At 67.9% G+C, this 25,288-nt stretch carries 24 protein-coding genes; 16 read left to right on the top strand and 8 right to left on the bottom strand.

Annotated features, from left to right (window positions below):
* Positions 1–115: 115 nt before the first annotated feature.
* Complete coding sequence (locus F1643_RS00445) at positions 116–274, bottom strand: entericidin A/B family lipoprotein (protein WP_014248797.1); 159 nt, start codon at positions 272–274, stop codon at positions 116–118.
* Between the two features lie 264 nt (positions 275–538).
* On the opposite strand from F1643_RS00445, the gene lpdA reads away from it, so the two are divergent.
* The gene (gene lpdA / locus F1643_RS00440) at positions 539–1,936 is read left to right on the top strand and encodes a dihydrolipoyl dehydrogenase (RefSeq protein WP_194909779.1); all 1,398 of its coding nucleotides are present in this window, start codon (positions 539–541) and stop codon (positions 1,934–1,936) included.
* A 103-nt stretch (positions 1,937–2,039) separates the two neighbouring features.
* On the opposite strand, the gene F1643_RS00435 is transcribed toward lpdA, so the two are convergent.
* The 4 genes from F1643_RS00435 to fsa form a co-directional block, all read right to left on the bottom strand.
* The gene (locus F1643_RS00435; protein ID WP_194909777.1) at positions 2,040–4,220 is read right to left on the bottom strand and encodes a methyl-accepting chemotaxis protein; all 2,181 of its coding nucleotides are present in this window, start codon (positions 4,218–4,220) and stop codon (positions 2,040–2,042) included.
* A 313-nt stretch (positions 4,221–4,533) separates the two neighbouring features.
* A complete protein-coding gene (locus tag F1643_RS00430; RefSeq protein WP_194909775.1) occupies positions 4,534–5,484 on the bottom strand; it encodes a tyrosine recombinase XerC in 951 nt (316 codons plus the stop codon).
* Complete coding sequence (locus tag F1643_RS00425) at positions 5,481–6,203, bottom strand: DUF484 family protein (RefSeq protein WP_194909774.1); 723 nt, start codon at positions 6,201–6,203, stop codon at positions 5,481–5,483. Before F1643_RS00425 ends, F1643_RS00430 begins: the two co-directional genes overlap by 4 nt.
* A gap of 17 nt (positions 6,204–6,220) precedes the next feature.
* Complete coding sequence (gene fsa, locus F1643_RS00420) at positions 6,221–6,877, bottom strand: fructose-6-phosphate aldolase (RefSeq protein ID WP_085090287.1); 657 nt, start codon at positions 6,875–6,877, stop codon at positions 6,221–6,223.
* A 194-nt stretch (positions 6,878–7,071) separates the two neighbouring features.
* Here fsa and F1643_RS00415 point away from each other — a divergent pair, with 194 nt between their 5' ends.
* Together F1643_RS00415 and F1643_RS00410 are read left to right on the top strand one after the other, a co-directional pair.
* Positions 7,072–9,288, top strand: a complete 2,217-nt coding sequence (locus F1643_RS00415) for a primosomal protein N' (RefSeq protein WP_194909772.1) — start codon at positions 7,072–7,074, stop codon at positions 9,286–9,288.
* Between the two features lie 187 nt (positions 9,289–9,475).
* Positions 9,476–9,991: a cache domain-containing protein gene (locus tag F1643_RS00410; protein WP_194909770.1), complete on the top strand. Its 516-nt coding sequence runs from the start codon at positions 9,476–9,478 to the stop codon at positions 9,989–9,991.
* A 141-nt stretch (positions 9,992–10,132) separates the two neighbouring features.
* On the opposite strand, the gene F1643_RS00405 is transcribed toward F1643_RS00410, so the two are convergent.
* Complete coding sequence (locus F1643_RS00405; RefSeq protein WP_194909762.1) at positions 10,133–10,528, bottom strand: hypothetical protein; 396 nt, start codon at positions 10,526–10,528, stop codon at positions 10,133–10,135.
* 383 nt (positions 10,529–10,911) lie between these two features.
* Here F1643_RS00405 and F1643_RS00400 point away from each other — a divergent pair, with 383 nt between their 5' ends.
* From F1643_RS00400 to F1643_RS00375, 6 genes are all read left to right on the top strand, one after another.
* A complete protein-coding gene (locus F1643_RS00400; RefSeq protein ID WP_194909760.1) occupies positions 10,912–11,481 on the top strand; it encodes a F0F1 ATP synthase subunit delta in 570 nt (189 codons plus the stop codon).
* Positions 11,481–13,010, top strand: a complete 1,530-nt coding sequence (gene atpA, locus F1643_RS00395; RefSeq protein WP_014248784.1) for a F0F1 ATP synthase subunit alpha — start codon at positions 11,481–11,483, stop codon at positions 13,008–13,010. The genes F1643_RS00400 and atpA overlap by 1 nt, the downstream gene beginning before the upstream one ends.
* Before the next feature lie 87 nt (positions 13,011–13,097).
* Positions 13,098–13,985 (top strand): F0F1 ATP synthase subunit gamma, encoded by an 888-nt coding sequence (locus F1643_RS00390; RefSeq protein WP_194909758.1) that lies wholly within the window; start codon positions 13,098–13,100, stop codon positions 13,983–13,985.
* Positions 13,986–14,071: 86 nt separating this feature from the next.
* The gene (gene atpD, locus F1643_RS00385) at positions 14,072–15,493 is read left to right on the top strand and encodes a F0F1 ATP synthase subunit beta (RefSeq protein ID WP_109075929.1); all 1,422 of its coding nucleotides are present in this window, start codon (positions 14,072–14,074) and stop codon (positions 15,491–15,493) included.
* Positions 15,494–15,639: 146 nt separating this feature from the next.
* Positions 15,640–16,056 carry a F0F1 ATP synthase subunit epsilon gene (locus F1643_RS00380; protein WP_194909756.1) on the top strand — a complete coding sequence of 139 codons (417 nt, stop codon included), beginning with the start codon at positions 15,640–15,642 and terminating at the stop codon, positions 16,054–16,056.
* Between the two features lie 259 nt (positions 16,057–16,315).
* Entirely contained in the window at positions 16,316–17,137 is an 822-nt protein-coding gene (locus F1643_RS00375) for an acyl-ACP desaturase (RefSeq protein ID WP_194909754.1), read from the top strand.
* Positions 17,138–17,312: 175 nt separating this feature from the next.
* Here F1643_RS00375 and F1643_RS00370 read toward each other — a convergent pair whose 3' ends face one another.
* Together F1643_RS00370 and F1643_RS00365 are read right to left on the bottom strand one after the other, a co-directional pair.
* A complete protein-coding gene (locus tag F1643_RS00370; RefSeq protein WP_194909751.1) occupies positions 17,313–18,848 on the bottom strand; it encodes a DEAD/DEAH box helicase in 1,536 nt (511 codons plus the stop codon).
* 296 nt (positions 18,849–19,144) lie between these two features.
* On the bottom strand, positions 19,145–19,699 hold the full coding sequence (locus F1643_RS00365; RefSeq protein WP_194909748.1) for a superoxide dismutase family protein: 555 nt from the start codon (positions 19,697–19,699) through the stop codon (positions 19,145–19,147).
* Positions 19,700–19,841: 142 nt separating this feature from the next.
* On the opposite strand from F1643_RS00365, the gene F1643_RS00360 reads away from it, so the two are divergent.
* From F1643_RS00360 to F1643_RS00330, 7 genes are all read left to right on the top strand, one after another.
* Positions 19,842–20,264: a Fur family transcriptional regulator gene (locus tag F1643_RS00360; protein WP_149222391.1), complete on the top strand. Its 423-nt coding sequence runs from the start codon at positions 19,842–19,844 to the stop codon at positions 20,262–20,264.
* Complete coding sequence (locus F1643_RS00355; protein ID WP_194909746.1) at positions 20,261–20,485, top strand: hypothetical protein; 225 nt, start codon at positions 20,261–20,263, stop codon at positions 20,483–20,485. The genes F1643_RS00360 and F1643_RS00355 overlap by 4 nt, the downstream gene beginning before the upstream one ends.
* A gap of 290 nt (positions 20,486–20,775) precedes the next feature.
* Positions 20,776–21,594, top strand: a complete 819-nt coding sequence (locus F1643_RS00350) for a phage capsid protein (RefSeq protein ID WP_194909743.1) — start codon at positions 20,776–20,778, stop codon at positions 21,592–21,594.
* Between the two features lie 57 nt (positions 21,595–21,651).
* The gene (locus F1643_RS00345) at positions 21,652–21,924 is read left to right on the top strand and encodes a hypothetical protein (RefSeq protein ID WP_194909742.1); all 273 of its coding nucleotides are present in this window, start codon (positions 21,652–21,654) and stop codon (positions 21,922–21,924) included.
* Positions 21,925–22,002: 78 nt separating this feature from the next.
* Positions 22,003–22,572 carry a hypothetical protein gene (locus tag F1643_RS00340; protein WP_194909740.1) on the top strand — a complete coding sequence of 190 codons (570 nt, stop codon included), beginning with the start codon at positions 22,003–22,005 and terminating at the stop codon, positions 22,570–22,572.
* Between the two features lie 13 nt (positions 22,573–22,585).
* A complete protein-coding gene (locus F1643_RS00335; RefSeq protein WP_194909738.1) occupies positions 22,586–24,481 on the top strand; it encodes a hypothetical protein in 1,896 nt (631 codons plus the stop codon).
* Positions 24,482–24,501: 20 nt separating this feature from the next.
* Entirely contained in the window at positions 24,502–25,272 is a 771-nt protein-coding gene (locus F1643_RS00330; RefSeq protein WP_194909737.1) for a hypothetical protein, read from the top strand.
* The last annotated feature ends 16 nt before the right edge of the window (positions 25,273–25,288 follow it).

Here is a 25,288-nt window from a genome sequence, read left to right as displayed (position 1 = left end):
GGTCGTTGAACAAAGCCAGGGCCCCCATGCGGTTCGGATCGAACGCATGGGGCCCCTGGCTTTTTCATTGTCGGCTCCGGGTGGATCGGTTTCCGGAGCCGTCCTGACTAACGACTCACATCTTCTTCTGGACGTTGTCGGCGCCACGCTCGATGGCGCGGCCGCCGGCCTGCACGTCCTGGCCGGCCCCTTCCATGGTGTTGCAGGCGGCCAGCGTGGTGCCCAGCAGCGTGCCCAGGACGGCGAGCAGGGCGAACTTCTTGACGGTGGTCATGGTCGGTCTCCGTTGCGGTGGCTGTGTGATGTCCACTGGAACGCAAGCGGAGCCGTAAAGGTTTCCCGATCCGATGGGGGAGGGGGCTTGTTCAAAAGGGGTGCCCTTCGCTTGCGCATCGTCCGTAGCCGCAGAGACGAAGTGTCCCGTTGCCACCGGGCGTGAGCGCGGGCATAAATCGCCCCGCGGAACATCCCGCTTGCCCTCCCCGCTGGATGGGACGGCTTTTGGCAACGAGCAAGAATGGCGAAAGGAAAGCCTCTCATGGCTGAAAGCACTTTTGACGTCGTTGTGATCGGCGGCGGCCCCGGCGGGTATGTCTGCGCGATCCGCGCGGCGCAGCTCGGCTTCAGGGTCGCCTGCGTCGAGAAGCGGGGGACGCTGGGCGGCACCTGCCTGAATGTCGGCTGCATCCCGTCCAAGGCTCTGCTGGCGGCGTCGGAGAAGTTCGAGGAAGCGGCCCACGGTCTCGCCAAGTTCGGCATCAAGGTCGGCGGCGTCGAGCTCGACCTGCCGGGCATGCTGGCCCACAAGGACAAGGTCGTTAAGGACAACGTCGGCGGCATCGAATTCCTGTTCAAGAAGAACAAGGTCGCCTGGCTGAAGGGTGCGGGCAAGATCACCGCCCCGAACACCGTCGAGGTCGAGGGCGTCGGTTCCATCACCGCGTCGAAGGCGATCGTCATCGCCACCGGTTCGGACGTGACCCCGCTGCCGGGCATCGCCATCGACGAGAAGCGCGTGGTGTCCTCCACCGGCGCCCTGTCGCTGCCGGAGGTTCCGAAGCATCTGGTCGTCATCGGCGGCGGCGTGATCGGGCTGGAGCTGGGCTCCGTCTGGGGCCGGCTGGGCGCCAAGGTGACGGTGGTCGAGTATCTCGACCGCGTCCTGCCGACCATGGACAACGAGCTGTCGAAGCAGGCCCAGCGCATCTTCGCCAAGCAGGGTATGGACTTCAAGCTGAGCACCAAGGTGACCGGCGCGTCGATGACCGAGACCGGCGTGGCCCTGACGGTCGAGCCCGCCGCCGGCGGCGAGGCGCAGACCATCGAGGCCGACACCGTGCTGGTCGCCATCGGCCGCCGTCCCTACACCGAGGGTCTCGGCCTGGAGGCGGTGGGTGTCGAGCTGGAGCGCGGCCGCGTCAAGATCGACCACCATTTCCAGACCAACGTGCCGGGCATCTACGCCATCGGTGACGTGGTGGAAGGCCCGATGCTGGCCCACAAGGCCGAGGAAGAGGGCGTGGCGCTGGCCGAGCAGCTGGCCGGCCAGAAGAGCCACGTCAACCACGACCTCGTCCCCGGCGTCGTCTACACCTGGCCGGAAGTCGCCGCCGTCGGAAAGACCGAGGAGCAGCTGAAGGCCGCGGGCGTCGCCTACAAGACCGGCAAGTTCCCGTTCACCGCCAACGGCCGCGCGCGTGCCGGCGGCAACACCGACGGCTTCGTGAAGATCCTGTCGGATGCCTCCACCGACCAGGTGCTGGGCGTCCACATGATCGGCCCGAACGTGTCGGAGATGATCGGCGAGCTGGTTCTGGCCATGGAGTTCAGCGCGTCCGCCGAAGACGTCGCCCGCACCTGCCACGCCCACCCGACCTTGTCGGAAGCGGTCAAGGAAGCGGCGCTGGCGGTGGACGGGCGTCCGCTGCACATCTGATTTCCTGCCCATCTGATCCGCGGTCCGCAAGGTCCGTAACGACGAAAGGCTCCCTCGCCGTTTGGCGGGGGAGCCTTTTCCGTTCCGGCGCCCGGGTCGCTCGTCAGGCCGCGCGGATGGTCGACAGGAAGCCGTTCACCGCGGTGCGCAGGCGGCCGGCGTCGCCGGCGAGCTGACCGGAGACCGACAGGACGTTCTCGGCGGAATGGCCGGCCTCGACGGCGGCGCTGCGAACGTCGGCGATGGTCCTGGTCACTTCCTGGGTGCCGCTGGCGGCCTGCTGGACGTTGCGGGCGATCTCGGCGGTGGCCGATCCCTGTTCCTCCACCGCAGCGGCGATGGCGGTGGAGATCTCGTCGATCTGGGCGATGATGCCGCCGATGCCCTTGATCGCGCCGGCAGTTTCGTCGGTGACGCGCTGCATGCCGGTGACGTGGCCGGCGATCTCCTCCGTCGCCCGGGCGGTCTGGCTGGCGAGGCTCTTCACCTCCTGCGCCACGACGGCGAAGCCCTTGCCGGCCTCCCCGGCGCGGGCGGCCTCGATGGTGGCGTTCAGCGCCAGCAGGTTGGTCTGGCTGGCGATGTCCTGGATCAACTGCACCACCGTGCCGATCTTCTCTGCCGCCTCCGTCAGGCTCAGCACCTGCCCGTTGGCCTGTTGGGCGGCCTCCACCGCCTCGCGGGCGATCTGGGCGGAGCGGTTGACCCGCTCGCCGATCTCCTGGATCGACGCCGACAGCTCTTCGGTGGCGCTGGCGACGGTCTGGACGTTGCTGCTGGCATCCTGGGACGCGTTGGCGACCACGCCGGCCTGCTGGCTGGTCTGGGTCGCGGTGGCGGTCATGGTCTGGGCCGTGCCGGTCATCGATTGGGCCGCACGGTCGACGCCGTCGACCACATTCATAACCTGGGCCTCCAGGGTGTCGGCCAGTTGCAGCATGGCGGCGCGGCGTTCGGCGTCGGCCTTGGCCTGATCCTCCGCCCGCTGGTCGATCATCCGCTTCAGGTCGGCCAGCATCTTGCGCAGGGCATCGGCCAGGGCGCCGATCTCGTCGGACTGGCGGATGTCGAGCGTCTGGTCGAAGCGGCCGGCGGCGATGCCCTCGGCGAAGGCGACGCTGGCGCGGATCGGCCGGGCGACGCCGCCGGCGACAATCCACATCACCGCGACGGCGCCAAGCGCGACCAGGGCGCCGACGGTCACCTGCCACAGGATGTTGGAGTTGGCGCGCTCGCCGAGCGCGGAGGACAGCGCCATGCCGTCGGCCAGCACGATGTCCTTAGGCACCTGGACCAGCACCGCCCACGGCTTCTCGGTGTTACCCATGGTGATGGGGGCGAAGCTGCGCAGCATGTTGGTGGAGGATTCGATGTCGACATGGGCCTTGCCGGCCTGGACATTCGCCAGATCGGCCTGCCAGGAGGTGTCGAAGGTGGAGATCGGCTGGCCGATCAGGTCGGGCCGGGCGCTGTGGGCGACGATCAGGCCCATGTTGCTGATGATGACGACCTGGCTGCGGCCGTCGAACACCGCGGCGCTGACCTTGGTCGACAGCTGCTGGACGAAATCGAGGTTGAAGTCGGCGCCGGCCACGCCGCGGAACTTGCCGTCGATCACCACCGGCACCGACAGGGTCGCCAGGAACACCTGCTTGCCCTGCACGATGTAGGGCAGGGGGTCGAGCACGCTTTCACGCCCGTTCTCCTGCGGGCCGATGTACCAGCCGCCCTTCATGACGCCGTTGGGATGGCGTTCGCGGCTGTCATACTCGACCAGGGGCTGCATGGCGATGTGGCCGCTCTGGTCGCGGTTCCAGTAGGGAATGAAGCGGCCGGTAGCGTCGGTGCCGGTTTCGCGGCGGTTGCGGAACTCCTCGTCCCGGCCATCAAGGGCGTTGGGCTCCCATGCCGAATAGGTGCCGTTGAACAGCGGGTTGCGCTTCAGCACCGACAGAAGCACGCCGTTGAAGGCGTCGCGGCGCCGGTCGGACGGGACATGGCCGCCCGCGCTGCCATCGGCGAGGCTGGAGAAGCTGGCGGCCATGGTCCGGGCGGCGTTCAATGCGGTGTCGAACTCCGACCGAAGCAGACCGGCCTGGGTGGCGGCGAGGTTCTGCAGGGATTCCGTCGTCTTGCTCTCAAGAATTCGCTCTACGTTGTCCGTGACGAATTCGTTGCTGGAGCGTGTCGACAGGATTCCGAAACCGACGAGTACGGCAACCGTGCCGGCCAAGCAAAGTCCAGATAGGATGGATATCTTCGATTGGATTGATTTTATTTGCATGTCGGTTTCCCCGCGTGAGCTGCGCGCTGGGATAGCATTAGAAAATTGAAATATTAAACAACAGATAACAGCTTGTAAGGGTTTATCACCGATATCCTGTACAAAAGTCTGATAGGCTCAGAGAGCTTGACAATCATTATCATTGGGTATTCTTGCAATGTGCAGAACACGTTTGATTGACGGCAAAGTGAATGCCGTCAGTTCGATTGTTGCGCGGTTTGCAGCGTGACCGCGAGTGCTTCGATGGAGAGTTCGGCCAGACGTTGGGGCGCATACTGGAATATGCCGATTGGGTTGAGCAATCCGGCGTCGGTCAGCCCTTGCGCGCCCGAGGATGGGCGTTGCGGTACACGTTCATCAACTGCTCGTTCTCCACATCCGTGTAACGCTGGGTTGTGGAAAGTGAAGCGTGGCCGAGCAGGTCCTGGATGGCACGCAGGTCGCCGCCGTCCGCCAAAAGATGGGTCGCGAAACTATGTCGCAGGGCGTGCGGGGTGGCACTGTCCGGCATGCCCATCAGGGCGCGCAGCTTCTGCATCTGGTGCTGGGCCACGCTGGCGTTCAGCCGGCCGCCGCGGGTGCCGACGAACAGCGGGCCGTCCGGCGCCAGCGTGAAGGGGCAGCTGTCGATATAGGCGCGCACAGCCTCCGTCACCGCCGGCAGCACGGGGATCATGCGGTCCTTGCGGCCCTTGCCGGTGACGCGCAGCGTGTCGCCCAGCGGTGCGTCCTGTCGGGCCAGACCCAGCGCCTCCGAAATGCGCAGGCCGCAGCCGTAGAGAAGTGTGAACAGGGCGCGGTCACGCTTGCCGATCCAGGGCTCCTCGCGGTCGCGTTCGGCCTCCTCCAGCAGGCGGTCGGCGTCGATCTCCGTCAGCGGGCGCGGGGCCGGGCGCTTGACCTTCGGTGTGGCGAGCGTGGCGATGGCGGGATTGTGCAGGCGGCCGCTGCGGTCCATCCAGCGGAACAGGTTGCGCACCGCCGCCAGCTTCCGCGCCCGGCTGGCCCCGACCAGCCCATCCATCGCCAGCCTGGACATCCAGGCGCGGAAATCCGCCGCCTTCAGGTCGCCCAGATCGTTCAGCGAGGGCGGGGTGCCGCCGCGGAATTCGGTGAGGAAGCGCAGGAACTCAGCAACGTCGGCGGTGTAGGCCGACAGGGTGTGGCGGGAAACCGCCTTTTCGCTCTCCATCCAGCGCCGCCAGTGGACGAGCGCGTCCTGAACGTCGGGCTTGGCGGAGAAACCCAGAACAGGCTCGGTCACGCCGGCAGCTCCAGCCAGCCGCGGATCACCCGCTCGATGACGCGGGCGAGGAAGCCGACCAGTTCGGTGCCCTGGCCGCTGTGGAAGGTGTCGGGCTCGCGGCTGCCGAAGGCGAGCAGGCCGTCGGGCGTCTCGCTGGAGACCTGGATGCGGATCAGCGCCTCCGACCGGACGAGGCCGGCGCCGGGGCCGTAGATCTCGGGATCGCCCTGGATGTCGGTGTTCAGCACCACGTCGGCGCGGCCCAGCCGCTCGGCGATGGCGCCCGGCTCCACCACCCGCACGCCGGAGCGGTGGACATGGGGGATGTCGCTGCCGTTGGATTCGATGACCAGACAGGCGACGTCGAGGTCGAGCAGGACCGCGAGGTCGGTGGTGATGGTCTGGATCAGCTGTTCGAAGCTCTGGGCGTCGAGCAGGAACAGCACCGCGGCATGGATGCGGTTCTGGCTGTTCAGGTTGGCCCGGCTGGTGCCGATCAACTCGCGCTGCTGGTCCTTGAGGGTGCGGACCTCGGCGCGCAGCCGGTCGACCATGAAGGCCTGGAGGTCCACCACCCCACGCCCACGGTCGACCGACGGCGGGGTCAGGTGGTGGACCAGATCGGCGTTCTGGGCCAGGAAGTCCGGGTGGCTCCGCAGATAGGCGCGCACATCCTCCGAGGAGAGCGTCGACGCCTGACGCGGGGGGTGGCCCGGTTCGCGGCCCCTGTCGGCCATGATCGCTCCGGCCCGCCTTACAGGATCGACTGACCGGTCTTCTTCCAGTCATCGACGAACTGGGAGAGACCCTTGTCGGTCAGCGGGTGGTTGAACAGCTGCTTCAGCACCGACGCCGGGGCGGTCACCACATGGGCGCCCAGGCGGGCGGCCTTGACGATGTGCATCGGGTTGCGGATCGAGGCGACCAGCACCTCGGTCTTGAAGGCGTCGTAGTTGTTATAGATCTCGCAGATGTCCTTGATGATGCCCATGCCGTCCTGGCCGATGTCGTCCAGCCGGCCGACGAAGGGCGACACGAAGCTGGCGCCGGCCTTGGCCGCCAGGATCGCCTGGGCGGGGGAGAAGCACAGCGTGACGTTGACCATCGTCCCTTCGGACGAGATGATCTTGCAGACCTTCAGGCCGGCCGGGGTCAGGGGCACCTTCACCGCGACGCGGTGGGAGATCTTGGCGATCTTGTGGGCCTCGGCGAGCATGGTCTCGAAGTCGGTGGATGCCACCTCGGCGCTGACCGGACCGTTGACGACGTCGCAAATCTCGGCCACGAGGTCGAGGAATTGACGGCCGGACTTGGCGATCAGGGAGGGGTTGGTGGTAACACCGTCCAGCAGACCGGTATCGGCCAGATCGCGGATCTCGGCGATGTCGGCGGTGTCGACGAAGAACTTCATGACGAAGGGTCCATGCTTGCTGATGTTGACCGGAACCGGCCGCGCCGGAAAGCTGACCGACGCGCCGTCCCGCCCGGTGCCCGGGACATGAGGCCACTCTAGCCGATGCGTTCGACTTCCGCCAGTTCCGCCCGGGCATTCAGGGGGATCTTCTTGGGGACACGCCCGAAACGGGGCAGCCCGAAGGCGATTCCATGCGCGAAACCACGGATTTTCCGGCAAAGCCGCAGCTTCGCGGGCCGGACCGCCGCGTCGCCGTCCTGCTGCCGCTGCCGCTGCGCGAGGCCTACGACTACCGCGTGCCGGACGGGATGGAGCTTGTCGCCGGCGATTACGTCGAGGTGCCGCTGGGGCCGCGCCGGGTCATCGGCGTCGTCTGGGGGCCGGGCGCCGGGACCCTGGAGTCCGGCCGGCTGAAGGCGGTGGTGCGTCGCTTCGACGTGCCGCCGATGACCGAGGTCGGCCGCCGCTTCGTCGACTGGGTCGCCGCCTACACCATGACGCCGCCGGGCTTCGTTCTGCGCATGGCGGTCAGCGTGCCGGCGGCGCTGGAGCCGCCCAAGGCGATGCTGGCCTATCTGCGCAGGCAGGGCGCGGAGCCGCCGCCCGGCTTCAAGATGACCGACCCGCGCAAGCGCATCCTGGCCTTGCTGGAGGATGGACCGCCGCGCACCCCGGCGGAACTGGCCGACGAGGCCGGCTGTGGCGTCACCGTGGTGCGCGGGCTGGCGGAGGCCGGGCTGCTGGAGCCCGTCATGCTGCAGCCGACGCGGCTCGGCCGGCCGGACTGGCAGCGGCCCGGACCCACCCTGTCCGCCGACCAGCGGGCGGCGGCCGACGATTTGCGCGAACGGGTGGCGTCGGGCCGCTACTCCACCGTGCTGCTCGACGGGGTCACCGGGTCGGGCAAGACGGAGGTCTATTACGAGGCGATCTCGGCGGCGTTGGAGCAGGGCAAACAGGCGCTGGTGCTGCTGCCGGAAATCGCGCTGTCGGCGCAGTGGCTCGACCGCTTCGCCCGGCGCTTCGGCGCGCCGCCGGCGGAATGGCATTCGGAATTGACCGGGGCGCAGCGCCGCGACACCTGGCGCGCGGTGTCGAAGGGCGAGGTGCCGGTGGTGGTCGGCGCGCGCTCGGCCCTGTTCCTGCCCTATCCCGACCTCGGCGTCATCATCGTCGACGAGGAGCACGACTCCGCCTACAAGCAGGAGGAGGGGGCGATCTACCACGCCCGCGACATGGCGGTGGCGCGAGCGCATCTGGGGGGGGTGCCCATCGCGCTGGTCTCGGCCACGCCGTCGCTGGAGACCAAGGTCAACGCCGACAGCCACCGCTATGCCCGCATTGCCCTGCCGGCCCGCCATGGCGGCGCCGTGCTGCCCGACGTCGAGCTGGTCGACCTGCGGCGCGACCGCCCGCCGGCCCGCCATTGGCTGGCACCCAGCCTGCGCAAGGCGCTGACCGACACGCTGGCGGGGGGCGAGCAGGCGATGCTGTTCCTGAACCGCCGCGGCTATGCCCCGCTGACCCTGTGCCGCGCCTGCGGCCACCGCATGCAGTGCCCGAACTGCACGGCGTGGCTGGTCGAGCACCGGCTCGCCCGCAAGCTGCAATGCCACCATTGCGGCCTGCAGCAGCCCTTGCCCCATGCCTGCCCGGAATGCGGGGAGGAGGGCACGATGGCGGCCTGCGGCCCCGGGGTGGAGCGCATCGCCGAGGAGGTGGCGGAGCTGTTCCCCGAGGCCCGCGCCGCCATCATGGCGTCCGACACCCTGCACGGCCCGCGCGCCATCCAGGAGATGGTGGAGAGCATCGGCCGGCACGAACTGGACATCATCATCGGCACCCAGGTGATGGCGAAGGGCCACCATTTTCCGATGCTGACCCTGGTGGGGGTGGTCGATGCCGACCTCGGCCTCAACGGCGGCGACCTGCGGGCGGCGGAGCGCACCTACCAGCTTTTGCATCAGGTGGCCGGGCGCGCCGGGCGCGGCGAGCGGCCGGGACGGGTGATGCTGCAGACCTTCATGCCCGAACATCCGGTGATGCAGGCTCTGGCCGCCGGCGACCGCGACGGCTTCTACCAGCTGGAGGCGGAGATGCGGCTGGAGGCCGGCATGCCGCCCTTCGGCCGGCTGGCCGCGCTGATCGTGTCGGGCGAGGATCCGACGCTGGTGGAGCGGGTGGCGATGGCGCTGGGCCGCGCGGCTCCGCGCAGCGACGACGTCCATGTGCTGGGACCCGCCCCGGCGCCGCTGGCCCTGCTGCGCGGACGGCACCGCCGCCGCCTGCTGCTGAAGGCGCCGCGCAGCACCCAGGTGCAGCCGCTGATCGCGGAATGGCTGGACCGGGTGGAGATCCCGCCGGCCATTCGGGTGCAGATCGATGTCGACCCCTACAGCTTCCTTTAGGCGTCCTTAGTGCCGTCCGGCGAAGCTGCGGCGAATTGACCCGAATTGGTCGCCGCGACGGCCGGGCATGGCACCTGTGACGTTTGGCCCATTGCGCGGCGGCGGGCACGGTATTACCACGGCCGGGATGGTTCCGAATCGAAACATCCTTCCCGGACCCAAACACCACAGGCACAGGTTCAGGCTGATGGTCGGCATGATCTCCAAGCTTCGTCTGCGCGTACAGCGTCAAACCCTGCTGACCGTGCTGCCGGTTCTGCTGCTGCTGGTGGTCATCGCCTTCGCCGCCGGCGCGCCGGCCCACACCCGCGGCACCGATGCGGAGGCGCTGACCATGATCGACCGTGCTCAGCATCTGCTGGAGCGCATCGGTCCGGACGCTGCGGCCGAAGCCTTTGCCGGCCATGATAGCGCTTACATCGACCGCGACCTCTACCCGATGCTGCTGGACGACAAGGGCGTGATGATCGCCCATGGCTGGACCGCGACGCTCAACGGGTCGGACCTGCAGGATCTGCGCGACGTCGACGGGAAGCCCTTCATCCGCGAGGCGCTGGCCGGGGTGGCGCGCGACGGGCGCACCGACGTCACCTATCAGTGGATCGATCCGCTGACCGGACAGGTCGCGCGCAAGACGATGCACGCCCGCCGCTTGGTGCTGAACGGCAAGCCCTACATGCTGGCGGTCGGGGTCTATCGATAAGAGGAGACCGGCCGGACGAATGTCCGGTTCGACGGTCCGCCTTGTCAGTGGAACTTGTGCGGCATCCTGCCGCACGTCACTTTTTTACATGGTGGAATTCAGCGGACGGCGTTCGGAAGCCGGCCGGAGTCCGTCCGGTGGTCACGGCGTCCGCGGGCGACGCGGGCGCCAGATCGACAGGCATTCCGCGGCGCTGTCGCCAGCCCCGATGCCGTACCAGCCGGAACGGTCGTGGAAGGACAGGCTGTAGCGCCCCTTGGCGTCGCGTTCGAAGCGGAAGACGGGGCGGTCCACCTCGGGCAGAAGCACCAGCAGGCGGTCGTGGTCGCGGCCCGACTCGCGCAGCAGACCGGCCCAATGGCCGTGGCTCAGCTTCGCTTCGGCGACCGCGGAGAAGGCGTCCAGGTCTTCCGGAGTGAAACGGGCGCGGCAGAATTGGATGACGTTCGACCGCCGGGATCCGGTGCCGGCATCGGCGATCGCAACGGTGTCGGCAACGGCATCGGCACTAGGATCGGACGTCGGCATGATGGTCATGGCGGAAGGGCCCCTGGTCTCTCTGGACCGGCCTCGAGCATGGCGAAACGACCGGAAACGGTGGCGGATCGGCCGGCTGGGCGGTTCGATACGACCGTGGATCAGATTGGTTAACCTTGAATTAAGCCGAGATTGGGGCCACATCGAAGTCACAGCCGGTATGACCAGTCGAGGCCGACTCGAGTCATTGGCGAACGCAGTTGCGACCAATGATTCCGCAGTTGCTCAAAACGCCGCAGTCAAATTGTCCAGACCCCGTTGCGTAGGCGCGATTCCTGTGATATTGGACCGCTCGCTTTCGCGGCCGGGGTGTTTGTGCCTCGGGTTGACACCCTATAAGGCCGCCGAATTCACCGTCTACCGAACTCAATTCGAGGGATCAGGTGGCATCCGAAGGAACAGGCGTATCCGAACTCGCCGCGCGTTACTCCATCGCGCTGTTCGAGCTTGCGGACGAAAACCAGGCGTTGGACACGGTCGCGAGCGACCTGACCACGCTGAAGCAGATCCTGGCCGAGAGCGCTGACCTCCGTCGCCTCGTCCGCAGCCCCGTCATCAGCCGCGCCGATCAGGGCAGGGCCATGGCCGCTGTCCTGGACAGCGCCGGCGTGTCCGATCTGACCAAGCGCTTCATCGGGCTGGTGGCGGCCAACCGCCGCCTGTTCTCGATCGACGGGATGATCGAAGGCTTCCTGGCCGAGCTGGCCCGGCGCCGCGGCGAGGTCACGGCGCATGTCACGACGGCCCAGCCGCTGAACGACGCCCAGCGCGACGCCGTCATCGACGCGCTCAAGGCGTCCATCGGTTCCAAGGTGCTGGTGAACACCTCCGTCGATCCGGAGTTGATCGGCGGCATGATCGTTAAGTTCGGCTCGCGCATGGTCGATACCTCGGTGCGCACGAAGCTGAACAAATTGCAACTCGCCATGAAGGCCTCAGGGGGATCAGTCTGATGGATATCCGCGCCGCAGAAATCTCTGCGATCCTCAAGCAGCAGATCGCGAATTTCGGGACCGAGGCGGATGTCGCCGAGGTTGGTCAGGTCCTGTCGGTGGGTGACGGCGTCGCCCGCGTGCACGGCCTGGACAACGTCCGCGCCGGCGAAATGGTCGAGTTCCCGGGTGGCCTGCAGGGCATGGCGCTGAACCTCGAGACCGACAATGTCGGTATCGTGATCTTCGGCGACGACCGCGGCATCAAGGAAGGCGACACCGTCAAGCGCACCGGCACCATCGTCGACGTTCCGGTCGGCCGTGGCCTGCTGGGCCGCGTGGTCGACGGCCTCGGCAACCCGATCGACGGCAAGGGGCCGCTGGTCAACGTCGAGCGCAAGCGCGTCGAGGTGAAGGCCCCCGGCATCATCCCGCGCAAGTCGGTGCACGAGCCGATGCAGACCGGCCTGAAGGCCGTCGACAGCCTGGTTCCGATCGGGCGCGGCCAGCGCGAGCTGATCATCGGTGACCGTCAGACCGGCAAGACCGCCGTCGTCATCGACACCTTCCTGAACCAGAAGCCGATCAACCAGGGCGACGACGAGAGCAAGAAGCTCTACTGCATCTACGTCGCCGTCGGCCAGAAGCGTTCGACCGTCGCCCAGATCGTCAAGACCCTGGAAGACGCCGGCGCCATGGAATACTCCATCGTCGTCGCCGCCACCGCGTCGGAGCCGGCTCCGCTGCAGTTCCTGGCGCCGTATACCGGCTGCACGATGGGCGAGTATTTCCGCGACAACGGCATGCACGCCCTGATCGTGTACGATGACCTGTCCAAGCAGGCCGTCGCCTACCGCCAGATGTCGCTGCTGCTCCGCCGTCCGCCGGGCCGCGAAGCCTATCCGGGCGACGTGTTCTATCTCCACAGCCGCCTGCTGGAGCGCGCCGCCAAGATGGGCGACGCCCATGGCAACGGCTCGCTGACCGCCCTGCCGGTCATCGAAACCCAGGCCGGCGACGTGTCCGCCTACATCCCGACCAACGTGATCTCGATCACCGACGGTCAGATCTTCCTGGAAACCGGCCTGTTCTATAAGGGCATCCGCCCTGCCATCAACGTCGGTCTGTCGGTGAGCCGCGTCGGTTCCGCCGCCCAGATCAAGGCGATGAAGCAGGTCGCCGGCACCATCAAGATGGAACTCGCCCAGTACCGCGAGATGGCCGCCTTCGCCCAGTTCGCCTCGGACCTGGACGCCTCGACCCAGCGCCTGCTGGCCCGCGGCGCCCGTCTGACCGAGCTGCTGAAGCAGGGCCAGTTCCAGCCGCTGCCCGTCGAAGAGCAGGTCGTGTCGATCTTCGCCGGCGTGAAGGGCTACCTGGACGCCATCCGCGTCGAGGACGTGAACCGCTTCGAGGCCAAGTTCCTGTCGGAAATCCGCGCCAAGGGCGCCGATATCCTGGCGGCGATCCGCACCGACAAGCAGATCACCTCGGCGACCGAAGAGAAGCTGAAGGCGTTCCTCGACGGCTTCGCCAAGGTCTTCGCCTGACCGACCGCGCGCGGGGGCGGGAAACCGCCCCCCACCGTCTTGCAGAGACGGGCACGGAACGACCTCGAGCGGAATTGAAGGGCCGGCATGCCTAACCTCAAGGACCTAAAGAACCGGATCGCGAGCGTCCAGTCGACGCGCAAGATCACCTCGGCCATGAAGATGGTCGCGGCCTCCAAGCTGCGCCGCGCCCAGGAGCAGGCGGAGGCCAGCGGTCCCTACGCGGAGCGTATGGGCCGCATGCTGTCCTCCCTGGCCGCCAACGTGCAGGACAGCGGCAACGGCCCGAAGCTGATGACCGGAACGGGCGCCGACAAGGTGCATCTGCTGGTCGTCATCAGCTCCGACCGCGGTCTGTGCGGCGCCTTCAACGGCTCCATCGTCCGCGAGGCCAAGCGCCAGATCGTTCGCCTGCAGGGCGAGGGCAAGACCGTGAAGCTGCTGACCGTCGGCCGCAAGGGCCGCGACCAGCTGAAGCGCGAGTTCGCCTCCCTGATCGTCGAGAGCTACGAGGATGTCGGCCGCCGCCGGCTCGGCTTCAGCGACGCCGACATGGTGGCGACGAAGGTGCTGTCGATGTTCGACGCCGGCGAGTTCGACGTCTGCTCGGTCATCTTCAACAAGTTCAAGTCGGCGATCTCGCAGGTCGTCACGGTTCAGCAGCTCATCCCCTTCGCCGTCGCCACCGAGGCCGCCGAGGCCGCCGGCTCGGAAGCCAAGGCGATGTACGAGTTCGAGCCGGACGAGGAGCAGATTCTCGCCGAACTGCTGCCGCGCAACCTGTCCATCCAGATCTACCGCGCCCTCCTGGAGAGCGCCGCGTCCGAACAGGGCGCCCGGATGACCGCGATGGACAACGCGACGCGCAACGCCGGCGACATGATCAACAAGCTGACGATCACCTACAACCGGACGCGCCAGGCCTACATCACCAAGGAGCTGATCGAGATCATCTCCGGTGCCGAAGCCCTGTAACGGCCGCATCCGACACGTAGGGCCCAGCCTATTTGCGCCGGCGACGGCATACCGACACTTACCGAGTTCCTAGGGAGCTTTACTCCATGGCCACCACCAATTCTGTCGGCAAGATCACGCAGGTCACGGGCGCCGTCGTGGACGTGCAGTTCGACGGCGACCTGCCGGCGATCCTGAACGCGCTGCACACCCAGAACGACGGCAAGACCCTCGTTCTGGAAGTGGCGCAGCACCTGGGCGAGAGCACGGTCCGCACCATCGCCATGGACAGCACCGACGGTCTGGTGCGTGGCGCCGAGGTGTCGGATACCGGCGCCCCGATCGCCGTGCCGGTCGGCCCGGAGACGCTCGGCCGCATCATCAACGTCATCGGCGAGCCGATCGACGAGCGCGGCGCGGTCAACGCCGCCCGCTCCCTGCCGATCCACCGTCAGGCCCCGGACTTCGTCGACCAGTCGACTGACGCCGAAGTGCTGATCACCGGCATCAAGGTCATCGACCTGCTGGCTCCCTACGCCAAGGGCGGCAAGATCGGCCTGTTCGGCGGCGCCGGCGTCGGCAAGACCGTGACGATCATGGAGCTGATCAACAACGTCGCCAAGGCGCACGGCGGCGTGTCGGTGTTCGCCGGCGTGGGTGAGCGTACCCGCGAGGGCAACGACCTCTACCACGAGATGATCGAGTCGGGCGTCATCAAGCTCGACGGCCCGGGTTCGAAGGTGGCCCTGGTGTACGGCCAGATGAACGAGCCGCCGGGCGCCCGCGCCCGCGTCGCGCTGAGCGGCCTGACCCTCGCGGAATATTTCCGCGACGAGGAAGGTCAGGACGTGCTGTTCTTCGTGGACAACATCTTCCGCTTCACCCAGGCCGGTTCGGAAGTGTCGGCTCTGCTGGGCCGCATCCCGTCGGCGGTGGGTTACCAGCCGACGCTGGGCACCGACATGGGCGCCCTGCAGGAGCGCATCACCTCGACCAAGAAGGGTTCGATCACCTCGGTGCAGGCCATCTACGTGCCCGCCGACGATCTGACCGACCCGGCCCCGGCCGCCTCCTTCGCCCACCTCGACGCCACCACGGTGCTGTCGCGCTCGATCGCCGAAATGGCCATCTTCCCGGCCGTGGACCCGCTCGACTCGACCAGCCGCATCCTCGACCCGCGCGTCGTCGGTGAGGAGCACTACCAGGTCGCACGTTCGGTGCAGAAGGTTCTGCAGACCTACAAGTCGCTGCAGGACATCATCGCCATCCTGGGCATGGACGAGCTGTCGGAAGAGGACAAGCTGGTCGTCGCCCGCGCCCGCAAGATCCAGCGCTTCCTGTCGCAGCCGTTCCACGTCGCCGAGGTGTTCACCGGCACGCCGGGCGTGCTGGTCAGCCTGGAAGACACCATCAAGGGCTTCAAGGGCATCGTGAACGGCGACTACGATCACCTGCCGGAGGCCGCCTTCTACATGGTCGGCACCATCGACGAGGCGATCGCCAAGGCCAAGAAGCTGGCCGCCGCCTGATCCCTCACCAGGGATTGCGGCATTCCGACCCGGCCCCATCGCCCTTGTGAAGAGGCGTGAGAGGGCCGGGTGGAAATCGACATCAGCACACCCCCTCCCCCCGTCATCGGGGGAGGGGGTTCCTATGAAGAGGCACCAGGAAACCCATGGCCGATAAAGTCGAATTCGAGCTGGTCTCGCCGGAAAAGCTGCTGAAGTCGCAGCCCGTGGACATGGTCGTGGTGCCGGGTTCGGAAGGCGATTTCGGCGTGCTCGCCGGTCATTCGCCGATGATCTCGACCGTGCGTCCGGGTGTCATCGACGTCTATGAGGGCGACCGCGTGGTCGACCGCGTCTTCGTCGCCGGCGGCTTCGCCGAGGTCACCGAGGCCCGCTGCACCGTGCTGGCCGAGGAAGCGGTGGCGCTGACCGAGCTGGACCGCGCCGCGGTCGAGAAGCAGATCAAGGACCTGTCCGAGGATCTGGACGACAGCAAGTCGGACGCCGAGCGTGCCGCCGCGGAGTCCAAGCTGGCCGTCGCGCGCGCAAAGCTGGACGCGCTGAGCCAGTCCTCCGCTCACTGAGCGGAAAGTCCGTCGGCCCAGGGTTTTCCGGGGCAGGCGGCATGCATCTCTTCGGTCGAACGGGCGGCTTGGGCTTCCAGGCCGCCCGTTTCCGTTGCGACTCGGTTGCATCGCCGAAAAGACGACTTACATTCGAAGGCCTGAACCGCAAACCCCGCCGCACCCCGACGGCATTGGTGGGGACACGGGGAACAGACCTTACCCGATATTGGACACGGCCGCCGGCAGGGCGGCCCAAGACGAGGCGGCAGAGCGGATCATGGCGCGTGCGCATTGGCGGATCGATGAGCTTCCCTGGGACCGTTTCGATGCCGGCCGGGTGGATCCCGATCTGGTCCCTCTGATCAAGGCGGCGGCTCTGGTCGAATTCAACGCCGACGACTACACCGCTTATCTGTGCAACGTCTTCAACGACGATCCGGAGTTCCAGGAGGTCGCCCGCGGCTGGGCGGTCGAGGAGGTCCAGCATGGCGAGGCGCTGGGCCGCTGGGCCGAGCTGGTCGACCCGACCTTCGATTTCCGGGCGGCGGTGGAGCGCTTCCGCGCCGGCTACCGCGTGCCCATCGATCTGGACGCCTCGGTCCGTGGATCGCGCACTGGCGAGATGATCGCCCGCTGCATGGTGGAGACCGGCACCAGTTCCTACTACGCCGCCATCGGCGACTCGACCGACGAGCCGGTTCTGAAGGAGATCTGCCGCAACATCGCTGCCGACGAACTGCGCCACTACAAGATCTTCTACACCTACGCCAAGAAGTACCTGGACCGTGAAGGGCTGAACAAGGTCCAGCGCCTGAAGGTGGCGCTGTCGCGCATCGGCGAGTCCGAGGATGACGAACTGGCCTACGCCTATTACGCCGCCAACGCCCCGGCCGACGCCGCGTACGAGCACAAGGTCTACAACGCCGCCTACAAACGCCGCGCATTCGGCCGCTACCGCCGCAAGCACGTCGACCGCGCCATCGCCATGGTGTTCAAGGCCTGTGGCCTGAAGCCCCACACGCGGCTGTGCAGCGTGGCCTCGCGTGGCGCCTGGTGGTTTATCGACCGACAGGCTCGGAAGCTGGCGGCGCAGGTCTGACCGCGTCAAGCCAACACGTCGGTTGCCGACATCCAGGCAGTGACCGGCGGACCGCGCAGGCGAGCCGTGGGAGGTGCATGCCGCGGAAGCCCAGGGCCGACGACTGCGTTTCTGAACGAAAAAGGCCCCGTCTCGGCGAGAGACGGGGCCTTTTTCGTATCCGACGCTGTCCGGATCAGGCGGCGCTGGGCTTGCGGCGCATCGGCGTGTTGCCGCCGGGGGTGTCGGCCGCGCGCGGGGCCTGCTTGCCGCCCCCATGGTTGTTGTTGCCATGGGTGTTGCCGTGCGAAACGGCATGCGGAGCCGGGCGGCGGTCATGCCGGTTCTGGTCGTTGCGGGCGGCATCCGGCCGCGGCGCGCCGGTCGGCTTGCCGGCCTTCTGCGGGACCTTGGCGGCCGACGCGACAGGCTTCGGCTGTGCAGCCTTGGCGGGGGCCGCCGGCTTCGGCGCGGCGGTGGAGCCAGCGTTTCTGGGGCGGGCCTGCTGCTGGTTGCGGTTGTTCTGGTTGCGGTTGCTGCCCGGCGCCTTGGGGCGGGGCGGCGGCTTGCTGGAGGCGTGGATCTGAGCCACGTCGACCGCGTGGTAGGGATGGTCGGTGTCGGCCGGGATCGGCTGACGGATCGTCTTCTCGATGTCCTTCAGGTAGCCGACCTCTTCATGGTCGCAGAAGGACACCGCGCTGCCGTCGGTGCCGGCGCGGGCGGTCCGGCCGATGCGGTGGACGTAGCTTTCCGGCTCGTTCGGCAGGTCGAAGTTGATGACGTGACTGATGCCGTCGATGTCGATGCCGCGGGCGGCGATGTCGGTCGCCACCAGCGCCCGCAACTCGCCGGCGCGGAAGCTTTCCAGCGCGCGGACGCGGGCCGACTGCGACTTGTCGCCATGGATGGCGTCGGCGGCGATGCCGGCCTTCTTCAGATGGTCGGCGATGCGGTCGGCGCCGTGCTTGGTGCGGGCGAAGACGATGGTGCGGGCCATCGCCGAATCTTCGAGCAGGTCGGCCAGCAGGCGGCGCTTGTCGCTGCGCTCCACGAACAGGACGCGCTGGTTGATGCGCTCCACCGTGGTCGATTGCGGCGTCACTTCGATGCGCTCGGGATCGGTCAGGATGCTGTGCGCCAGCTCGACCACCGCGTCGGGCATGGTGGCGGAGAACAGCAGGGTCTGCCGTTCCTTCGGCAGCACCGCGACCACTTTTCGCACGTCGCGGATGAAGCCCATGTCGAGCATGCGGTCGGCTTCGTCGAGGACGAACACCTCGATCGCGCCGAGATTGACGTGGTTCTGCGCCATCAGGTCGAGCAGGCGGCCGGGGGTGGCGATCAGCACCTCGACGCCGCGGGCGATGGCGGCGACCTGCGGGCTTTGGCCGACGCCGCCATGGATGACGGTGCGGCGGATCGGCAGATGGCGGCCGTAGGTGGTGAAGCTATCACCGATTTGCAGCGCCAGTTCCCGCGTCGGGGTCAGGATCAGCGTGCGCGGCGACTTGGCGGCCACGCGCTTCTTGTTCTGGAACAGCCGCTGCAGGATCGGCAGCGTGAAGGCTGCGGTCTTGCCGGTGCCGGTCTGGGCGAGGCCCAGAACGTCGCGGCCGGCCAGCAGGAGCGGGATGGCGCCGGCCTGGATCGGCGTGGCCGTGGAGTATCCCTCCTCCGCGACGGCGCGCAGAAGAGGCTCGATCAGGCCGAGGCCGGAAAATTCGGTCATGGAAGCGATGGTCCTGGTCACCAGAATGGGGGCCGCGCCAGGAGGGAGCGGCCGGGCTTGCGCGCTCCGCGGCGGGTTGGCGCGGAGCCGTCGGGCGGCGGGCGATCGGGCGCGCGCAAGTCCTGCGCGGCGCCGGGCGCCGTCCGACCCCGGACAGATAGGGCCGGTGGCTTGATTTGGCAAGCGAACTCGGCGCGCGGCAGGGGTGCGCGGGTCGGGGCGTGCGGGAAAGGGGCGCGAATCTTCGCCGCGACGCCGCGGCAAACAGTCGCGCCCCGGAGCTGCTCAGGAGGTGCTTACGGCTTCTTGATGACGCCGCAGGCGATGCGGTCGCCCGAATTGCCGGCGGGCTGGCTGAGATAGTCGTCGGGCTGGGCATGGACGACGATGGAGGTGCCGCCCTGCTTGAACAGGCCGTCCGGCCCGTCGGTCAGTGTGACCATGTGGGTGATAGCCTCGAACCCGGCCTTGCCGGCCTCGTTGGCCCAGATGTTGGGAAGCTCGCCGTAATGCATCTTTTCGGCCTCGAGCCCGTGCTTGGAGCCCTGGGCGGCGAAATGGCCGCCGGCCGCCTTGAAGTCGGGCGTGCAGGCGCCGTTTTCGTGGATGTGGATGCCGTGCCAGCCCGGCGGCAGTCCTTCGAGCTGGCCGTGGACCAGGATGCCGTGCGGGAAGCGGGTGAAGGTGACGGTCCCCAGCGGCTTGCCCTGGGCATCGGCGACGGCGGCCTGGGCGGCGGGAGCGGGAGCCGGGGCCGACTGCTGGGCCAGGGCCGGGGCGGCGAACAGCGACAAGCCGGCGATCAGCAGGGCCTGCGTCGTCCCGATCCGGGGCGGGTGGGCACGGGTCATGCGGGTGAGTCCTCCATCTTGGCCGGGCCAGGGGTGGCGCCGGCGGGTTCAGCGACTTTCCGTCGCTGCGAAACCGCTCTGGGATTGCGAACGGTTTTCAGTATGATGGGGGTCTCGGGAAGCAAAGACCAGGGTTGGGGTGATGACGTCGCGTCTGGAAGCGTTGTGTATGGAGAAGGGGCTGAAGATGACCGGGCAGCGCCGCGTCATCTCGCAGGTGTTGTCGGACGCCGACGACCATCCCGATGTGGAGGAGGTGCACCGCCGGGCCGTGCAGATCGACCCGCGCATTTCGATCGCCACGGTGTACCGCACCATGCGGCTGCTGGAAGACGCGCAGGTGATCGAGCGTGTCGACCTGGGCGATGGCCGTGCGCGGTACGAGGAGGCGTCGGCCGACCACCATCACCACCTGATCGACACCCGCACCGGGCGAATCATCGAGTTCGCCAGCCCGGAGCTGGAGGCGCTGAAGGAACGCATCGCCCGCGAGCTCGGCTACAGGATCGTCGGCCACCGGCTGGAGATTTACGGCGTGCCCCTGGATGAGGAGGAGCGTCCATGACCGATCCCCGTTTTCCCGAGGCGGAGCAGCCGATCGTCGACGCCATCGCCTGCCGCGATGCGGTTCAGCGCTGCTATTCCGGTCTGTGCCGCTGCGGCCAGCCGGAACGCTATGCGCTGGAGGCTGCGGTCACCGTCTACCGCTACCACCATCCGGAAATCCCTCCGGCCCAGGCGGAAACCATCGTCAGCCATTGGGTGGCGGGGCCGGTCCGGCACTGATATGTGAAAATACTCCTTGATCATTACCGAATAAAATCCTAGAACCAATCTCGTCAAGGCGACAGGTCCGCCCCCGGATCTCGATGCCCGACAGACCCAAAGCTCTCCCCTCGCTTCGGTCCGAAAAGGGCCGGTTGGACACTCGAAAGTCCGGCCGGCCCTTTTCGTTTTCGCGTTTCGCCCGCGGCCGGCGCTGCGCCTTGCGCGCGGTCCCGACAACCGGGTGGCGGAACGATTCCTCCCGCCACGCCGTCGCGGGATCCGCAGGAACGCGAAAGGAAAAAATCCTTATGTCGACCAGCATTGCCCAGGCGTTCGTCAAGCAGTTCGAGCGCGAGGTCCACGAGGCCTACCAGCGCATGGGTTCGAAGCTGCGCAACACGGTGCGCAGCAAGAACAACGTGCAGGGCGCCTCCACCGTCTTCCAGAAGGTCGGCAAGGGCGCCGCCTCCACCAAGTCGCGCCACGGTGCGGTCCCGGTGATGAACCTGGACCACACCCCCGTCGAATGCGCGCTGTATGATTTCTATGCCGGCGACTGGGTCGACCGGCTGGACGAGCTGAAGACCAACATCGACGAGCGGCAGATCATCGCCAATGCCGGCGCCTATGCGCTGGGCCGCAAGACCGACGAGCTGCTGATCGCCGAACTGAACAAGTCCGTCAACTATGCCGGCAGCGCCGCCGACGGGCTGACCAAGGCCAAGATCCTGGCCGCCTTCGAGATGATGGGCGAGGCCGATGTGCCGGACGACGGCCAGCGCTTCGCCGTCGTCGGCTGGAAGCAGTGGAGCCAGCTGCTGGGCATCGAGGAGTTCGCCAGCTCCGACTATGTCGGTTCCGACGAGCTGCCCTGGCGCGGCACCCAGGCCAAGCGCTGGCTCGGCACGCTGTGGCTGCCGCATTCCGGCCTGACGCTGAGCGGCAATGTCCGGCTCTGCCACTGGTATCACAAGACGGCGGTCGGCCATGCGGCGGGTGCCGACGTGAAGACCGACATCACCTGGCACGGCGACCGTGCAGCGCATTTCGTCAACAACATGATGAGCCAGGGCGCCGCGCTGATCGACACCACCGGCGTGGTGACCCTGCGCTGCCTGGAGAGCTGAGCGGGGGGGCGATCCCCCCTCTCACTCGCATCCCCCACATTCCGGAGTCTTCGATCCATGGCTTATGCGTCCAAGGATTTGAGCGTGCTCGCCTACGCGAACGGCTTCACGCTCTGGCACTACACCACGACCGATGCGGCGACCGACATCGACACCATCGGCTATTTCAACGGAGCGGCCGACCTGCTGCGGGTGGGCGACATGCTGCTGGCGAACTGCGCGGTCGGCGCCGCCACGCCGGCGACCGGCGTACTGGTGGTGGCGGCCAGCGCCAACGGGGCGGTCGACGTCGCCAACCTGACGCCGTTCGGCAGCGCCAACAGCGACTGATCCGCCGAATGGGAAGGGCGCCGCACATCGACCGTCGAGGGCGGCGCCTTTCCGAAACCCTGGAAAGGGAGACCGCCCATGGCCCTGACCGCCATCGGCCTGTGCGGCCGCGCGCTGATCAAGCTCGGCGCCACCGCCATCGCCTCCTTCGACGACGGCTCAGCCGAGGCGGAGGTGGCCGCCGCCCTCTATGCGCCGACGCGCGACGCGCTGCTGTCGGCCAACGCCTGGAGCTTCGCCAGCGTCCAGGCGACGCTGCCGCGGCTGGCAGAACCGCCGGTCGCCGACTATGCCTGCGCCTTCCAACTGCCGGCCGATTTCCTGCGGGCGCTGGCGGCGGGCGGCGGCGGGCGGGGGCGTGGATTGTCCTACCGTATCGCCGGGCGGACGCTGCTGTGCGATGCCGGCGCCATCACCCTGTCCTACATCGGCCGTCCGGCGGAGGAGGAGTTTCCCGCCTTCTTCGATCAGGCGCTGATCGCCCGGCTCGCCGCCGAGTTCTGCCTGCCGCTGACCGAAAGCTCGACGCGGGCGGAACTGCTGGCCCAGCTGGCCGAAAGCGAGTTCCGCCGCGCCCGCCAGATCGATGCCCAGCAGGACAGCCAACCCGGTTTCGAGGACTTCACCCTGATCGACGCCAGAGCATGATGGGGAGGGTGTGATGGGACGGCTGCATCAGGTCAAGACCAACTTCACCGCCGGCGAGGTGTCACGCCGCCTGCTCGGGCGCGGCGACCTCAAGGCCTACGACAACGGCGCGCTGGCCCTGCGCAACCTGTTCATCGACCCGACCGGCGGAGTGACGCGGCGGTCCGGCCTCGCCTTCGCCGCGCTGGCCCGCGGCGACGGGCGGCTGGTGGCGTTCGAGCGGAACAGCGAACAGACCTATCTGCTGGTCTTCACCGACGCCTGGATCGACGTGTTCCAGGGCGGGAGCAGGCTGGCGTCGGTTGCCGCACCCTGGACGTTGACGCAACTGGCGCAGATCACCTGGACGCAGAGCGCCGACACGTTGCTGGTCTGCCATCCCGACCTGCCGCCGCGCAAGCTGACGCGCGGCGATGACGGGACTTGGACTTTGTCTGAGTGGGCCTTCGCGGTGGAGGGGGAGTTGCTGCGCACGCCCTTCCATCGCTTCGGCGACCCAGCGGTGACGGTGACCCCGTCCGGCACCGGCGGGGCAATCACCGTCACAGCGTCGGCCCCGGTGTTCGACCCGCGTCATGACGGCACCCGCATCCGCATCAAGGGCAAGCAGCTGCAGGTGACCGGCGTGGTGTCGGGCACCCAGGTCAACGCGACGGTCAAGGAAACGCTGGCAGACGCCACGCCGACGACGCAATGGGAGGAGCAGGCCTTTTCGGCAATGCGCGGTTGGCCGGTGTCGGCCGCCTTTCATCAGGACCGGCTGGTCATCGGCGGATCGCGCGACCTGCCCAACCGGCTGTGGCTGTCGCGCTCCGCCCAGATCTGGAACTTCGATCTGGGCGAGGGGCTGGACGATCAGGCCATCGAATTCGGCATCCTGTCCGATCAGGTGAACGCGGTGCGCGCCGTCTTCTCCGGCCGGCATCTGCAGGTCTTCACGTCGGGCGCCGAATATATGGTGACCGGCGACCCGCTGACCCCGCAGAGCATGCAGGTCAACCGCCAGACGCGCATCGGCTCGCCGATGGACCGCTCCATCCCGCCGCGCGACGTGGAGGGGGCGACGCTGTTCGTGCCGCGCAACCGGCGCGAAATCCGCGAGTTCCTCTATACCGACACCGAGGCGGCCTATCAGGCGAACGACCTCGCCCTGCTGGCCCGTCATCTGCTGTCCAGCCCGCGCGACCAGGACTACGACCAGAACCGCCGGCTGCTGTTCGTGGCGATGGAGGACGGCACGCTGGGGGCGCTGACCGCCTATCGGGCGGAGAACGTCACCGCCTGGACCCTGCTGGAAACCGATGGGGCCGTGCGCTCCGTCGCCGCGGTGGGGGACGAGGTCTATACGCTGGTGGAGCGGCAGGGCGTGTGGTCCGTCGAGCGGTTCGACGATGCGCTGAATCTCGACGCGGCGATCACCGGAGAGCGGGGGGACGCAACCGCAGTCTGGGGCGGGATGGCGCATCTGGAGGGGCGGGCGGTCGCAATCGTCGCCGACGGGGTGATTCGCAGCCCCGCCACCGTCCAGGCCGGCAGCGTCACGCTCGACCCGCCGGCGCGCAGGGTCGAGATCGGACTGCCCTACACCCACCGGATCGAACCGCTGCCGCCCAACCTGCTGGGGCAGGCGACCGGGGCCGACATCGTCAGGCTGGTCGCCGTCACCTTCCGGCTGGAGGAGACGGCGGCGCTGCGCGTCGATTTGGGGCGTGGGTTGCAGGAACTTTCGCTTCACCGGTTGGGGCCGCAACCCACCGGTGGGGTACCGCCGCGCGTGTCCGGCGACCGCCGGCTGCGGGCGCTCGGCTGGCGCCACGACACCGATGTCCCGCTGTGGCGCATCGAACAGGACGCGCCGCTGCCCTTCACGCTGCTTTCCGTGACCATGGAATTGAAGGTGAACGACTGATGGGTGGAATTGCTCCCCTCGTGACCACGGCACTGCCGCTGGCGAACTCGGTCATCGGCACCGTGCGCAGCGCCAATGCCGGCCAGTCCGGTGCCGCCGCACAACAGGCCGCTGCTGAACTGGAGTACAAGCGCCAGCAGGACGCGGCACAGGCCGCAGCGGCACAGGCGGCCCTGGAACAGAAGTACCGCGAGGAAGCGGCGGCGGCCGAACGCAACGCCCAGGCCGCAGCCGTCGCCCGCCAGCAGCAGGCCCAGCTGGAGGCCGAAGCGCAGGCCCGCCAGTGGGCGCATGATGCCGAGTTGCGTCAACGGGAGCAGGAGCTTCAGCGCCAGAAGGACGAGGCGGCCGCTGCTGCGGCGGCGGCGGCACGGGCGAAGGAAATGGACGACTTCCGCTCCGCCCAGGAGCAGACGCTGGCCCAACTGCGCGCCAGCCAGGAGCAGACCGTCCGCTCCAAGGAAACCGACGCCCAGACCCAGCTTGCCCAGCTGACCGCCGCGGCGGACGCCGCCGAACAGCGCCGTATGGCCGCGTTGCGTCAGGCGGTCAGCAAGACCCGCGCCGGGCTGGGCGCGCGCGGCGTCACTGCGCAGGACGGCTCGGGCGAGGCGATCCTGCTGGGGCTGACCAACTCCAGCGAGACCGAACGCAAGGACGCGCAGGCCACCGACCAGCTGAAACGCGCCGCGATCCAGCAGAGCCTGGACGAGGCCAAGCGCCGCAACCTGCTGGAGTTGTCGCAACTCGCCGACCGCCAGCGGCTGGAATACATGAGCAAGTTCTTCTGAGCGAGCTTGTGTCCGT

Source organism: Azospirillum sp. INR13, assembly GCF_015390205.1.
GTDB lineage: Bacteria > Pseudomonadota > Alphaproteobacteria > Azospirillales > Azospirillaceae > Azospirillum.
The sequence above is the reverse complement of the archived record's forward strand: the minus strand, read 5'-3'. Positions and strand labels throughout refer to the sequence as shown.